This is a genomic window from Klebsiella sp., from assembly GCF_027492335.1.
Lineage (GTDB): Bacteria > Pseudomonadota > Gammaproteobacteria > Enterobacterales > Enterobacteriaceae > Klebsiella > Klebsiella huaxiensis.
In genome coordinates, this window is record NZ_JAPUEW010000094.1 from 41547 (window position 1) to 55911 (window position 14365).

The window sequence follows — 14365 nt, forward strand, 5'->3', positions numbered from 1 at the left end:
ATTTTATTTCAATCTTAAATGGGATAACTTCTATGAAAGTGAATCATACTACTGCATGTGGGACCCAGCCTTTTGATAAGACCTATAGCCTGGGCTATCAAGTTCATCATGAAGACTGGTCTCCATATCCCCGTGTCAATCGCCTGCGGCAGGCGTTTCTCGACAGGCCCTATGATATTGATGTTGAACGCTTAAGACTGGTAACTGAAGCATATCAGAAGCATGAAGATGCACCGCGTAAGCTGAAGTGTGCCAGGGCGTTTGAAAACATCCTGCTGAATACCAAATTATATATTTATGATGAAGATCTTATTCTTGGTGAAATAGCTGCTCCGGCCAAAGCATCACCGATATATCCTGAGTTCTCTGTTAACTGGATCATTAATGAGATCCTGCATTCTCCTTTTGAGGAGCGTGCCAACGATCAGTTCTATATTCGCAATGATGAGGAGCGCAAGGAAATCGTTGAGCTTTGCCGATATTGGGAAGGTAAAACCGTTGATGATTTGATCAACAGTCGGCTTGAAAAAGATCAGACTAAAGGGTCTGAAGTTGGCGAGAAGATATTCCAGACCAATCTTTATCACTATGCCGGAGCAGGGCATCTGGCGATTGATTACGCCCGTTTAATGGCTGTGGGTTATAACGGTCTGATCGACAATGCGCAAGCCGGATTGGAAAAGTTAAGCAAGCGTGATCCTGAATATGGCGACAAGCGTGACTTCTATACAGCGATGATTATCGAACTTGAAGCGGCTAAAAAATATATTGCGCGATATGCAAAATTGGCTCAAGAGTCTGCTGAAAAAGAAGAAAACCCGCAGAGAAAGAAAGAGCTCGAAACCATGGCATTAAACTGTCAGCAGATCGCTGGTGGGGTACCGCAGACATTCTGGCAAGCGCTGCAGTTGTTCAATTTCGCCACAACGCTAATCCAAATTGAAAGTAATGGGCACTCCATTTCCTATGGCCGCATGGATCAGTGGCTTTATCCGTGGTTCGCGGCGGACATGAAGAACAACACGATGACTAAAGAGTTCGCACTTGAGTTAATCGAAGTTCAGTACGTGAAGATGAATAACCCCACCAAGCTAAAAGACAAAGGCACCGTTGCGGTGCGTAACGGTCGTGGTTTTGGCGGTGAAAGCCTGACTATTGGCGGCGTCGATCGTGAGGGGAATGATGCGACTAACGATCTGACGATGCTGATGCTGGAAGGTTCAGCCCATACGCGAATGATGAACCCGTGGGTTTGTGTACGTATGCATGAAAATACGCCCTATGAATTAAAAATTAAGACCGTTGAGTGTATTCGTGCCGGCTATGGTCATCCGAAGCTGTTCAATGACGCACCTTCTATTAAGGGGATGCTGCGCAAGGGAATGACTCTTGAAGAGGCCAGAGATTACTGCGTTGTTGGCTGCGTCGAGCTGGATTTAGCGGGTAAAGAGTATGGCTGGCATGATGCGGCTTATGTGAATACGCCTAAAATGATGGAGATGGTGGTCAACGGTGGCCGCAGTCTTAGTACCGGAGAGCAGCTTGGGCCTGATACTGGTAGCCTGGATACCTACAAGAGTTTTGATGAAGTTCTGGCAAGCGTCGATCAACAGTTTGAATACTGGACCGATCAAATGTGCAGCAGTCTGAATATTATCGATAATGCGCATCGCGAGCTGAAGCCTGTTCCCTACGTCTCCGCTTTCTATGAAGACTGTATGATTTCAGGCAAGGATCTGACTGAAGGCGGCGCGAAGTACAACGGTATTGCTCCGCAGGCGGCGGGTATGGCGACCTGTGCGGACAGTCTGGCTACCATTAAACAACTGGTGTTCGACGAGAAGCGGTATAGCGGTGCTGAGATGCTGCAGGCAGTTAAGGATAACTGGGTCGGCCACGAAAAACTGTATGCATTGGTCAATAGTTCGAAGGTGCGCCACTACGGCAACGATGATGACTATGCGGATGATCTGTTCAAATTCATGTTTGAATGCTACTGCCGTCATATTAGCGGTAGAAAGACGCCGCGCGGGGGAGAATTCAGTCCAGGCGTTTATTCCGTGAATGCCAACGTCGGCATGGGTCTGAACACAAATGCTTCTATTGATGGACGTAAAAAATTTGAGCCTATCTCCGATAACATGGGACCAGTTCACACTGACGGCGGCTCTCATGACATCTGCGGGCCAACAGCGTTAGTCAACTCATTAACCAAAGTTGACCATAGTCTGGCCACCAACGGTACCCTGATGAATCTTCGATTCCCGCAAGAAGCGGTGGCTGGAGTCGAAGGGCGCGATAATCTGCTGAGTTTTATTGATGAGTATATTGCCAAGCAGGCGATGCACGTTCAGTTCAATATCATGAGCTCGGCAACCATGCGCGCCGCGCAGAAAAAGCCGGAGGATTATAAAGATATGCTGGTTCGCGTTGCGGGTTATAGTGCTTATTTTGTCGAACTCGGCAAACCGTTACAGAAAGATTTGATTCAGCGCACTGAACTTCATTTCTGATAATAACGTGCAGCATGTTGTGGGAAGACTATTAGTTTTTTGTCATCCCGGAGATACGGGTTTACATCTCCGGGACAACAAAAGAGAGGCCGACCCACATCCTGACTTCTTTGGTTTGGTGGGAAAAAAGCCAGAGATAATGCGAATGTCTTTATATCCAGGGCGGATATTATGAGTTTTAATACTGATTTTTTACTTGTCGGCCTGATGCAAATTGTCGGGTTTTTTGTTCAGGGATGTACCGGATTTGGCTGTACTGTTATCGCGGCATCAGTGACCAACGGTTTACTAGGAACGTCGGTAGGGGTACCTTACGGTACGTTGATTACCTTACCTTTTTTATATTTTCTGGCGGTCAGAACCTGGCGTGATGTTTCCTGGAAAGATTTAGGGAAAATAGTCGCCCTGTGCGTTCCGGGAATATTAGTCGGTAACTACTTATTTTATACAATTAGTCCCAATGTAGCGAAAATCTGTATTGGCGCAATGGTCACGATTATTGCAGTAATGAACATTTACAAGCATATCGTCAATCCATTGATCTTTAAAAAAGCAGAAGCTATTAATGTGCCAGATACGACAGCGAAAAAATGCTTTCGCTATGGCTGTCTTATTTTAGGTGGTGTTGTGCATGGTGCGTTCACTATCGGTGGGCCGCTGATTACCGTTTACACCATCGAAGCCGTTAAGGAAAAAGAAAAATTCCGTAATACCATGAATATGGTATGGGTGGTATTTAACACCTGGAACGCATTTAACCAGTATCGTAATGGCGCATGGACGGAACATCTTGGTGGCGCTCTGACTATCGGTTTCCCTATGGCGGCGATCGGCTTCTTTCTGGGAATGGCCTTCCTGCAGCGCATTAATAAGGAGACGTTTTTGCGTATCGTGTATTGCGTGCTGTTATTTGTCGGCGGCAACATGCTGTTTACCAGCCTGATGGCTCTTGCGTAAACTGAGGTCGTTATGGGATCGGGAGGATATTAAAACCTCCGATCCCATTTTAACGCCTGCTTATGTGAGTAAGGGGTTAAATCCTTCCCGGCGGAGCATTTGACATAAGGCGATTAACGGAAGACCGACCAGTGCATTTGGGTCGCGGCCTTCAAGACGTTCAAAAAGCGTGATGCCTAATCCTTCGCTTTTGAAACTTCCAGCGCATTGTAGTGGGTTTTCTTTGCGCACATAGCTGTCAATTTCCTGGTCGCTTAAACGGCGGAAATGAACGTCAAAGGGTTCGCATTCGGTCTGTAAATGACCATTAGTTGAATTGTACAGCGCCAGACCGGTGTAGAAGGTCACGATGGTGCCGCTGGCTTTCTTTAGCTGGCGATGGGCGTTTTCTTCACTATGCGGTTTGCCAGTGATTTCGCCATCCAGGACGCAAACCTGATCAGAACCTATAATAAGGTGGTGTGGAAAGCGTTCGGCGAGGGCTTGGGCCTTTGCTTGTGCCAGACGCATCACCAACTGGCGTGCCGATTCACCCGGCAGCGGTGTCTCATCAACGTCTGGTGCTGCGCATTCAAAAGGTACTGAAAGCTTCTCCAGCAGCATTCGCCGCCATGGAGAGGTTGACGCCAGGATCAGTTCAGACATATTTTTTCATCCACATGTAGCGCTTCGCAGAGCATCATTTTAAACTATGCGCCGCAATGTGTGCGAATAATTGGCAAAAGGCAACCCGAGGCTGCCTTTTTCTTTGACTCTATGACATTACAAAGTTAATATGCGCGCCCTATGCAAAAGGTAAAATTACCCCTGACTCTCGATCCGGTTCGCACGGCTCAAAAACGCTTAGATTACCAAGGTATCTATACCCGTGATCAAGTTGTGCGTGTCGCCGATTCTGTTGTCAGCGTGGACAGCGATGTGGAATGCAGCATATCGTTCGCTATTGATAATCAGCGCCTTGCCGTGATAAACGGCGATGCAACGGTGTCGGTAACTCTCGAGTGCCAGCGTTGCGGGAAACCGTTCCCTTATCATGTCCACACAACGTATTGTTTCAGCCCCGTCAGAAATGACGAACAGGCGGAAGCACTGCCGGAAGCGTATGAGCCGATTGAGGTTAACGAATTCGGTGAAATCGATCTGCTGGCGCTTGTTGAAGATGAAATTATCCTCTTCTTGCCTGTAGTTCCGGTGCATGATTCTGAACACTGTGAAGTGTCCGACGCGGACATGGTCTTTGGCGAACTGCCTGAAGAGGCACAAAAACCAAACCCATTTGCCGTATTAGCCAGCTTAAAGCATAAGTAATTGAGGAGTAAGGTCCATGGCCGTACAACAGAATAAACCAACCCGTTCCAAACGTGGCATGCGTCGTTCCCATGACGCTCTGACCGCAGTCACCAGCCTGTCTGTAGACAAAACTTCTGGTGAGAAACACCTGCGTCACCACATCACTGCCGACGGTTTCTACCGCGGTCGCAAGGTAATCGCTAAGTAATCACGCATTACTCCATGGATTTCGCGTTGCAAGAAGACGAAAGCAAGAGAAGCACCCGGAGCATAGCTCACTATGTGATTGGTGTGAACGAGCGCAGTCAACGCACTTGCAGTGTGAAAGACGAAGAGTAAAAGCGTGATGAAGCTTAGTGAGGATTTCCCCGGGCAACTGGGGAATAACCAAACCGAGCAGCGACGATATCTTGACACGTCTAACCCTGGCGTTAGATGTCATGGGGGGAGATTTCGGACCCTCCGTGACAGTGCCTGCAGCATTGCAGGCACTGCACTCTAATTCACAACTCACACTTCTTTTAGTCGGCGATCCCGACACTATCACGCCATTACTAGCCAAAGCTGATTTTGAACAACGTTCACGTCTGCAGGTGATTCCTGCGCAGTCAGTTATTGCCAGTGATGCGCGTCCCGCACAAGCGATCCGCGCCAGTCGCGGTAGCTCAATGCGCGTGGCGCTGGAGTTAGTGAAAGAAGGGCGGGCGCAGGCCTGCGTTAGCGCGGGCAATACCGGGGCGCTGATGGGGCTGGCGAAACTGCTGCTCAAACCCATCGAAGGGATTGAGCGTCCTGCGCTGGTAACGATGTTGCCGCATCAGCTAAAGGGCAAAACGGTGGTGCTGGATTTAGGCGCTAACGTGGATTGCGATAGTACGATGCTGGTGCAGTTTGCGGTGATGGGGGCAGTTTTAGCCGAAGAAGTCATCGGTATCAGAAATCCCCGAGTTGCATTATTGAACATTGGCGAAGAAGAGATGAAAGGTCTCAGCAGTATTCGCGATGCGGCGGCGGTTTTGAAAACCTTGCCAACCCTCAACTATATTGGCTATCTGGAAGCCAACGAATTGTTGACGGGTAAGACGGATGTTTTGGTTTGTGATGGATTCACGGGCAACGTCACATTAAAAACGATGGAAGGTGTGGTCAGAATGTTCCTTTCACTGTTGAAATCACAGGGAGAGGGGAAAAAAAGGTCGTGGTGGCTGTTTTTATTAAAGCGTTGGTTACAAAAAAGCCTGTCGAGGCGATTCAGTCACCTCAACCCCGACCAGTATAATGGCGCCTGTCTGTTAGGATTGCGCGGTTCCGTGATTAAAAGTCACGGTGCTGCCAATCAGCGCGCTTTTAGCGTAGCGATAGAGCAGGCAGTGCAGGCGGTGCAGCGGCAGATCCCTCAGCGGATTGCCGCTCGCCTGGAATCTTTATACCCTACAGGTTTCGAACTGCCTGAGGGCGGCAGAAGCGGGAGTTCCGGTTCTCAGACTGGGATAACTGGTAACGACTGACGCCCGGTAGTTTGAGTAAGCCAGGTATATTACCCAAGAGTGACTGAGCGTACATGTATACGAAGATTGTTGGTACCGGCAGTTATCTGCCTGAGCACGTGCGTACGAACGCTGAATTAGAAAACATGGTAGATACGTCTGACGAGTGGATTGTCACTCGTACAGGTATCCGTGAGCGTCGTATTGCCGCACCGAATGAAACAGTTGCTACGATGGGCTTTGCAGCCGCTAAGAATGCACTGGACATGGCGGGCGTTAAGCCGGAACAAATTGGTCTGATTATTGTTGCGACCACCTCCGGTACCCATGCATTTCCAAGTTCTGCTTGCCAGGTTCAATCGATGCTGGGCATTAAGGGTTGCCCGGCGTTTGACGTTGCTGCTGCATGTGCAGGTTTCACCTACGCGCTGAGCGTCGCCGATCAATACGTTAAAAACGGTGCGGTTGATTACGCGCTGGTCATTGGTGCTGATGTGCTGGCGCGAACCTGCGATCCGACCGATCGTGGAACCATCATCATCTTTGGTGATGGCGCTGGTGCGGTTGTGCTGGGCGCTTCTGAAGAGCCGGGTATTATCTCTACGCATCTGCATGCGGATGGTAGCTACGGTGAACTGCTGACGCTGCCGAACGCCGATCGCGTTGATCCTGACAACTCAATTTATCTGACGATGGCGGGCAACGAAGTCTTTAAAGTTGCCGTGACCGAACTGGCGCATATCGTTGATGAGACCCTGGCGGCGAATAACCTCGAGCGTTCTGCGCTGGATTGGCTGGTGCCGCATCAGGCCAACCTGCGTATTATCAGCGCCACGGCGAAAAAGCTGGGGATGTCGATGGATAACGTGGTGGTCACTCTCGACAGACATGGTAATACTTCAGCAGCCTCTGTTCCTTGCGCGCTGGATGAGGCCGTTCGTGATGGCCGTATCCAGCGTGGTCAGCTCATTCTGCTGGAAGCCTTTGGTGGTGGTTTCACCTGGGGTTCCGCGCTGGTTCGTTTTTAGTATAAGGATTTAAACATGACGCAATTTGCTTTTGTGTTCCCGGGACAGGGCTCTCAGACCGTCGGGATGCTGTCCGATATGGCAGCCGCTTACCCGGTAGTCGAAGAGACATTCCGTGAAGCCTCTGCGGCGTTGGGTTACGATCTGTGGGCGCTTGTACAGCAAGGCCCAGCGGAAGAACTGAACAAAACCTGGCAGACGCAACCGGCGCTGTTGACAGCATCCGTCGCGTTGTATCGTGTCTGGCAGCAGCAGGATGGTCAAGCACCTGCTCTGTTGGCGGGTCATAGCTTGGGTGAGTATTCTGCGCTGGTCTGTGCGGGCGTTATCGATTTTGCCGATGCAGTGCGTCTGGTTGAGATGCGTGGCAAATTCATGCAGGAAGCCGTCCCAGAAGGTACCGGCGCAATGTCAGCTATCATTGGTCTTGACGATGCATCAATTGCGAAAGCCTGTGAAGAGTCTGCTGAAGGTCAGGTGGTTTCTCCGGTAAACTTTAATTCGCCGGGACAGGTTGTTATTGCCGGTAACAAAGAAGCCGTAGAGCGCGCTGGCGCAGCGTGTAAAGCTGCGGGCGCTAAACGCGCGTTGCCGCTGCCGGTCAGCGTGCCATCCCACTGTGCATTGATGAAGCCTGCTGCCGAAAAATTGGCCGTTGAATTACAAAAAATCACCTTTAACACGCCGACTGTTCAGGTTGTGAACAATGTTGATGTGAAGTGTGAAACTACACCTGATGCTATCCGTGATGCATTGATCCGCCAGCTGTATAGCCCGGTTCAGTGGACCAAAACCGTTGAGTTTATGGCGTCACAGGGCGTAGAGCATCTGTATGAAGTGGGGCCGGGTAAAGTCCTCACCGGCCTCACTAAACGTATTGTTGACACCCTGACTGCCTCCGCGCTTAACGAGCCGGCGGCCATGTCTGCGGCGCTTGAGCAATAAAAGAGGAAAATCATGAGTTTTGAAGGAAAAATCGCGCTGGTTACCGGTGCAAGTCGCGGGATTGGCCGCGCAATTGCTGAAACGCTCGTTGCCCGTGGCGCTAAAGTCATTGGTACTGCAACCAGCGAAAGCGGTGCGCAGGCGATCAGCGATTATTTAGGTGCCAATGGCAAAGGTCTGCTGTTGAATGTGACCGATCCGGCATCTATCGAATCTGTTCTGGGAAATATTCGCGCAGAATTTGGTGAAGTTGATATCCTGGTGAACAATGCCGGGATTACTCGTGATAACCTGTTAATGCGCATGAAAGATGACGAGTGGAACGATATTATCGAAACCAACCTGTCATCTGTTTTCCGTCTGTCAAAAGCGGTAATGCGCGCTATGATGAAAAAGCGTCATGGACGTATTATCACTATCGGTTCTGTGGTTGGTACCATGGGAAATGCAGGTCAGGCCAACTACGCTGCGGCGAAAGCGGGTCTGATTGGCTTCAGTAAATCACTGGCTCGCGAAGTTGCGTCACGCGGTATTACTGTAAACGTTGTTGCTCCGGGCTTTATTGAAACGGACATGACACGTGCGCTGACCGATGAGCAGCGTGCGGGTACTCTGGCGGCAGTTCCTGCGGGGCGCCTCGGCTCTCCAAATGAAATCGCCAGTGCGGTTGCATTTTTAGCTTCTGACGAAGCGAGTTACATCACCGGTGAAACTTTGCACGTCAACGGCGGGATGTATATGGTCTGACCGAGATTTGTGCAAAACGCTCAGGAACCGCGCAGTCCGTGCGATTCACCGTAATGTTTTGTGCAAAATGATTTGCGTTATGAGGGCAAAAAGCCGCAAAATAGCGTAAAATCGTGGTAAGACCTGCCGGGATTTAGTTGCAAATTTTTCAACATTTTATACACTACGAAAACCATCGCGAAAGCGAGTTTTGATAGGAAATTTAAGAGTATGAGCACTATCGAAGAACGCGTTAAGAAAATTATCGGCGAACAGCTGGGCGTTAAGCAGGAAGAAGTTACCAACAATGCTTCCTTCGTTGAAGACCTGGGCGCTGATTCTCTTGACACCGTTGAGCTGGTAATGGCTCTGGAAGAAGAGTTTGATACTGAGATTCCGGACGAAGAAGCTGAGAAAATCACTACTGTTCAGGCTGCCATTGATTACATCAACGGTCACCAGGCGTAAGTGAACATCTCCAGGCGGTCATTCGACCGCCTGAGTTTTATCTACATTTTGTCCCACAAGAATCTATTTTCCCTCCCTGGAGGACAACCGTGTCTAAGCGTCGTGTAGTTGTGACCGGACTGGGCATGTTGTCTCCTGTCGGCAATACTGTAGAGTCTACCTGGAAAGCTCTCCTTGCCGGTCAGAGTGGCATCAGCCTGATCGACCATTTCGATACTAGCGCCTATGCAACGAAATTTGCTGGCTTAGTAAAGGATTTTAACTGTGATGATTTCATCTCGCGCAAAGAACAGCGCAAGATGGATGCATTCATTCAATATGGAATTGTCGCTGGCATTCAGGCCATGCAGGATTCTGGCCTTGAAGTGACGGAAGAGAATGCTACCCGCATCGGTGCCGCTATTGGTTCCGGTATTGGCGGGCTTGGCCTGATCGAAGAAAACCACAGTTCGCTGGTAAAAGGCGGACCGCGTAAGATCAGCCCATTCTTTGTTCCTTCCACAATCGTTAACATGGTGGCCGGGCATCTGACCATCATGTTTGGTCTGCGTGGACCGAGTATTTCCATCGCGACCGCTTGCACTTCGGGCGTACACAACATTGGTCAAGCCGCGCGCATTATCGCCTACGGTGATGCTGACGTAATGGTTGCCGGTGGTGCAGAAAAAGCCAGTACCCCACTGGGCGTTGGTGGGTTTGGTGCAGCACGTGCGCTCTCCACTCGCAATGACAGTCCTCAGGCGGCAAGTCGTCCGTGGGACAAAGAGCGTGATGGTTTTGTGCTGGGTGATGGTGCGGGAATGGTCGTGCTGGAAGAGTACGAGCATGCCAAAAAACGCGGTGCGAAAATCTACGCTGAAATCGTCGGCTTTGGTATGAGCAGCGATGCCTACCATATGACTTCGCCGCCGGAAGATGGCGCTGGAGCGGCACTGGCGATGGTTAACGCTATTCGTGATGCAGGTATCGATGCAGGCCAGATTGGCTACGTCAACGCGCACGGTACCTCAACGCCTGCTGGCGATAAAGCAGAAGCGCAGGCGGTTAAGTCTGTCTTCGGTGATGCAGCCGGCCGAGTAATGGTCAGCTCGACTAAATCAATGACCGGCCACTTGCTCGGTGCCGCGGGTGCAGTAGAGTCTATCTACTCTATCCTGGCGCTGCGCGATCAAGCTGTTCCGCCGACTATCAATCTGGATAACCCGGATGATGGTTGCGACCTCGACTTCGTCCCGCACGAAGCACGCCAGGTTAGCGGTATGGAGTATACCTTGTGTAACTCCTTCGGCTTCGGTGGTACAAATGGTTCGCTGATCTTTAAAAAGGTCTGATGCGCGCCTGGCGCAACATTAGTTATGCCGTTAATGCCCATCAAAAATTGGCCCGCTTGTCGGGCCTTTTTTATTCGGCTTTCTCCGCTTGTACCGTATCTTTCCTCCTGCGACACTGACCGACCAGCGATAAGGAGTCCTTTATGTTTTTGATAAATGGCACTGAAAGTGAAACGCTTGCGGTGAACGATCGCGGTGTGCAGTTCGGTGATGGTTGTTTTACGACAGCTCGAATAATTGGGGGCCGTGTACAATTTCTGCCTGCTCATCTGGCGCGCCTGCAAACTACCTGTGAAAGACTCTTAATTACTTTTAGCGACTGGAAAGTATTAACTGAGGAGATGCAACGTCTGGCGCAGCCGTGTCAGGAGGGGGTTCTGAAGGTGATGATCACTCGTGGCGCCGGCGGCCGTGGATACAGCACTGTGGGCTGCACAAACCCTACCCGAATACTTAGCGTGTCGCCATATCCTGCCCATTATGCCCGCTGGCGAGAAGAAGGGGTTTCTGTGTCGCTAAGTCCCATGCGGCTGGGACGTAATCCTTCTCTTGCCGGACTAAAACACCTTAATCGCCTGGAGCAGGTACTGATCCGCTCTCATCTTGAGCAGATGGACGCTGATGAAGCACTGGTTCTTGACAGTGAAGGGTGGCTTACGGAATGCTGTGCCGCGAACGTATTCTGGCGTAAAGGATTTGATGTTTTTACCCCGCGCCTCGATCTGGCGGGAGTAAACGGTATTATGCGCCAGCACATTCTCGCAACGCTGGCACCATCGCCGTTTCGCGTTGTCGAAGTGACTACGCGCCCCGATGCGCTACGCGAAGCCGACGAAGTGCTTATCTGTAACGCATTAATGCCGCTGGTGCCGGTTCGCCGTTGGGACGACACATGTTGGTCCGCGCGCGAGCTTTACCATTTTTTAGCCCCATTGTGTGAGCTGTCTGATTAGTCATGAAGAAAATGTTACGTTTCATCTTGTTGCTGGTAGTGGTGCTGGGCATTGCTGCGGGCGTCGGCATGTGGAAAGTTCGCCAATTGGCGGATAGCAAGTTACTCATTAAAGAAGACACCATCTTTACTCTTGAAACGGGCACCGGGCGCATCGCGCTGGGCCAACAGCTTTACGGCGATAAAGTCATTAACCGGCCACGGGTGTTCCAGTGGTTGCTGCGTATTGAACCTGAGCTCTCCCACTTTAAAGCTGGGACATATCGTTTCACGCCTGGCATGACGGTACGTCAGATGTTGCAACTGTTGGCCAGTGGGAAAGAAGCCCAGTTTCCGTTGCGCTTTGTCGAAGGTATGCGGGTAAGCGACTATCTGCGACAGCTTCGCGATGCGCCTTATGTGAAACATACGCTGGCGGATGACAGCTATGAGACTGTCGCGAAGGCCCTTGGTCTGGAGCATGCGGACTGGGTGGAGGGTTGGTTCTGGCCGGATACCTGGATGTATACCGCCAATACCAGCGATGTGGCGATCCTTAAGCGAGCGCATCAGAAAATGCTTTCTGCGGTTGAGAAAGCCTGGGAAGGGCGGATGGATAATCTGCCGTATAAAGATCAGAACCAACTGCTGACAATGGCCTCCATTATTGAAAAAGAGACGGCGGTGTCTGAAGAGCGCGATCGCGTGGCATCGGTCTTTATCAATCGCTTGCGTATTGGCATGCGTCTGCAAACCGATCCGACCGTGATTTATGGGATGGGTGAGAGTTATAATGGCAAGTTAACGCGTAAAGACCTGGAAACCCCAACGGCTTACAATACTTATGTCATTAACGGCATGCCGCCAGGGCCTATCGCCGCACCGGGAGAGGCTTCTCTGAATGCCGCTGCCCATCCGGCAAAAACGCCGTATCTCTATTTTGTCGCCGACGGAAAAGGGGGTCATACGTTCAATACCAATCTGACCAGCCACAACCGTTCGGTGCAGGATTATCTGAAAGTACTTAAGGAAAAAAATGCGCAGTAACTATATCGTCATCGAGGGCCTGGAAGGCGCAGGGAAGACCACCGCACGCAATCTGGTGGTAGAGACGCTAAAACAGCTGGGCGTTAGCGATATGGTGTTCACCCGCGAGCCGGGCGGCACCATTCTGGCCGAGAAGCTGCGCAGCCTGGTTCTGGATATTCAGTCAACCGGCGATGAAGTTATCAATGACAAAGCTGAAGTGCTGATGTTTTATGCGGCTCGCGTGCAGTTGGTTGAAACAGTGATTAAACCGGCGCTGGCTCGCGGTCAGTGGGTGATCGGCGATCGTCATGATCTCTCTACTCAGGCCTATCAGGGCGGTGGTCGTGGTATCGATCAAACCATGCTGGCAACCCTGCGTGATGCGGTGCTGGGCGATTTTCGTCCCAACTTGACCCTTTATCTTGATGTGACGCCAGCGGTGGGACTCAAGCGCGCTCGCGCTCGTGGCGATCTTGATCGTATCGAACAGGAATCCCTGGATTTCTTCAACCGTACCCGCGCACGCTACCTTGAGCTGGCCGCACTTGACCCCAGCATTCGCACCGTGGACGCCACGCAGCCGCTGGAAGCTGTGGAACGTGATATTCGTGCGGTAGTGAGCCAGTGGGTGGCGGAGCTGCGCGCATGAAATGGTACCCGTGGTTACGCCCGTCTTTCGAACAGCTAGTTTCCAGCTACCAGGCAGGACGGGGTCACCATGCGCTACTGGTCCAGGCATTGCCGGGCATGGGGAGCGATGCGTTGATTTATGCGCTGTGCCGCTTCCTGATGTGCCGACAACCGGAAGGGCATAAAAGCTGTGGCCATTGCCGCAGCTGTCAGCTGATGCAGGCGGGTACTCATCCTGATTATTATGCGTTGTCTCCTGAAAAGGGGAAGAGTTCGCTCGGTATTGATGCCGTGCGCGACATCAACGAAAAGCTCTACGAACACGCCCGGCTGGGCGGCGCGAAGGTGATATGGATCGGTGATGCCGCCATGCTAACTGACGCGGCGGCCAACGCGTTGCTGAAAACGCTGGAGGAACCGCCGGAGAATACCTGGTTCTTCCTCGCTTGCCAGGAACCCGCGCGTTTGCTGGCGACGTTGCGCAGTCGATGCCGTTTACATCACCTCACACCACCTCCGGAATCGTACGCGCTGGCGTGGTTAGAGCGTGAAGTGACAATGTCACAAGATGCATTGCTTGCTGCTCTGCGTCTTAGCGCGAATGCGCCAGCGGCAGCTCTGGCGCTGCTCCAGGATGCTCCCTGGACTGCGCGCCAACAGCTTTGTCAGACGCTGGCAAACGTTTTAACTCAGGGTGACTGGCTGACGCTGCTACCTGTTTTAAATCATGAACAGGCCGCAGTTCGACTGCATTGGCTGGCATCGCTGCTGGTTGATGCGCAAAAAAGACAGCAGGGGATTACGCTTGTCAGTAACCCTGACGTCTGGACGCTGGTGAATCAACTGGCCCAAACTCTGCCTGCCGCACGTTTACAAGCGATAGCACGCGACGTGAGCTTCTGCCGCGAGCAGCTATTAAACGTTGTTGGTGTTAACCGCGAACTACTGCTAACCGAGCGCCTTCTGCGCTGGGAACATTACCTGCAACCCGGGGCGGTACTTCCCGTATCCCATCTCTGAGAGAGACATC

At 51.3% G+C, this 14365-nt stretch carries 15 protein-coding genes; 14 read left to right on the plus strand and 1 reads right to left on the minus strand.

The window, feature by feature from the left end; all coding sequences use genetic code 11:
* Positions 1-32: 32 nt before the first annotated feature.
* The gene (hpfG, locus tag QVF11_RS26030) at positions 33-2513 is read left to right on the plus strand and encodes a (2S)-3-sulfopropanediol dehydratase (protein WP_287860446.1); all 2481 of its coding nucleotides are present in this window, start codon (positions 33-35) and stop codon (positions 2511-2513) included.
* A gap of 171 nt (positions 2514-2684) precedes the next feature.
* Positions 2685-3470, plus strand: coding sequence for a sulfite exporter TauE/SafE family protein (locus QVF11_RS26035; RefSeq protein ID WP_112216828.1), 786 nt, complete (start codon positions 2685-2687; stop codon positions 3468-3470).
* 60 nt (positions 3471-3530) lie between these two features.
* Here the strand turns inward: QVF11_RS26035 and QVF11_RS26040 are convergent, their stop codons facing one another.
* Positions 3531-4115 carry a Maf family protein gene (locus QVF11_RS26040; protein ID WP_110277117.1) on the minus strand — a complete coding sequence of 195 codons (585 nt, stop codon included), beginning with the start codon at positions 4113-4115 and terminating at the stop codon, positions 3531-3533.
* Positions 4116-4256: 141 nt separating this feature from the next.
* Here QVF11_RS26040 and yceD point away from each other — a divergent pair, with 141 nt between their 5' ends.
* The 12 genes from yceD (at position 4257) to holB (ending at position 14355) form a co-directional block, all read left to right on the plus strand.
* Positions 4257-4778, plus strand: a complete 522-nt coding sequence (yceD, locus tag QVF11_RS26045; RefSeq protein ID WP_287860449.1) for a 23S rRNA accumulation protein YceD — start codon at positions 4257-4259, stop codon at positions 4776-4778.
* Between the two features lie 16 nt (positions 4779-4794).
* Positions 4795-4968 carry a 50S ribosomal protein L32 gene (rpmF, locus tag QVF11_RS26050; RefSeq protein ID WP_000290724.1) on the plus strand — a complete coding sequence of 58 codons (174 nt, stop codon included), beginning with the start codon at positions 4795-4797 and terminating at the stop codon, positions 4966-4968.
* A 202-nt stretch (positions 4969-5170) separates the two neighbouring features.
* Positions 5171-6268 carry a phosphate acyltransferase PlsX gene (gene plsX / locus QVF11_RS26055; RefSeq protein ID WP_287860455.1) on the plus strand — a complete coding sequence of 366 codons (1098 nt, stop codon included), beginning with the start codon at positions 5171-5173 and terminating at the stop codon, positions 6266-6268.
* 53 nt (positions 6269-6321) lie between these two features.
* A complete protein-coding gene (locus QVF11_RS26060; protein WP_112216823.1) occupies positions 6322-7275 on the plus strand; it encodes a beta-ketoacyl-ACP synthase III in 954 nt (317 codons plus the stop codon).
* Between the two features lie 15 nt (positions 7276-7290).
* Positions 7291-8220 carry an ACP S-malonyltransferase gene (gene fabD / locus QVF11_RS26065; RefSeq protein ID WP_112216822.1) on the plus strand — a complete coding sequence of 310 codons (930 nt, stop codon included), beginning with the start codon at positions 7291-7293 and terminating at the stop codon, positions 8218-8220.
* A 12-nt stretch (positions 8221-8232) separates the two neighbouring features.
* Positions 8233-8967 (plus strand): 3-oxoacyl-ACP reductase FabG, encoded by a 735-nt coding sequence (fabG, locus tag QVF11_RS26070; protein WP_004131399.1) that lies wholly within the window; start codon positions 8233-8235, stop codon positions 8965-8967.
* Between the two features lie 210 nt (positions 8968-9177).
* Positions 9178-9414, plus strand: a complete 237-nt coding sequence (gene acpP / locus QVF11_RS26075; RefSeq protein ID WP_000103754.1) for an acyl carrier protein — start codon at positions 9178-9180, stop codon at positions 9412-9414.
* Between the two features lie 89 nt (positions 9415-9503).
* Entirely contained in the window at positions 9504-10745 is a 1242-nt protein-coding gene (fabF, locus tag QVF11_RS26080; protein ID WP_112216821.1) for a beta-ketoacyl-ACP synthase II, read from the plus strand.
* Positions 10746-10888: 143 nt separating this feature from the next.
* Positions 10889-11698 carry an aminodeoxychorismate lyase gene (gene pabC / locus QVF11_RS26085; protein ID WP_287860478.1) on the plus strand — a complete coding sequence of 270 codons (810 nt, stop codon included), beginning with the start codon at positions 10889-10891 and terminating at the stop codon, positions 11696-11698.
* Positions 11699-11700: 2 nt separating this feature from the next.
* Entirely contained in the window at positions 11701-12723 is a 1023-nt protein-coding gene (gene yceG, locus QVF11_RS26090) for a cell division protein YceG (protein ID WP_287860481.1), read from the plus strand.
* Positions 12713-13354, plus strand: coding sequence for a dTMP kinase (tmk, locus tag QVF11_RS26095; protein ID WP_182237884.1), 642 nt, complete (start codon positions 12713-12715; stop codon positions 13352-13354). The genes yceG and tmk overlap by 11 nt, the downstream gene beginning before the upstream one ends.
* Positions 13351-14355, plus strand: coding sequence for a DNA polymerase III subunit delta' (gene holB, locus QVF11_RS26100; protein WP_287860486.1), 1005 nt, complete (start codon positions 13351-13353; stop codon positions 14353-14355). The genes tmk and holB overlap by 4 nt, the downstream gene beginning before the upstream one ends.
* Positions 14356-14365 lie beyond the last annotated feature (10 nt).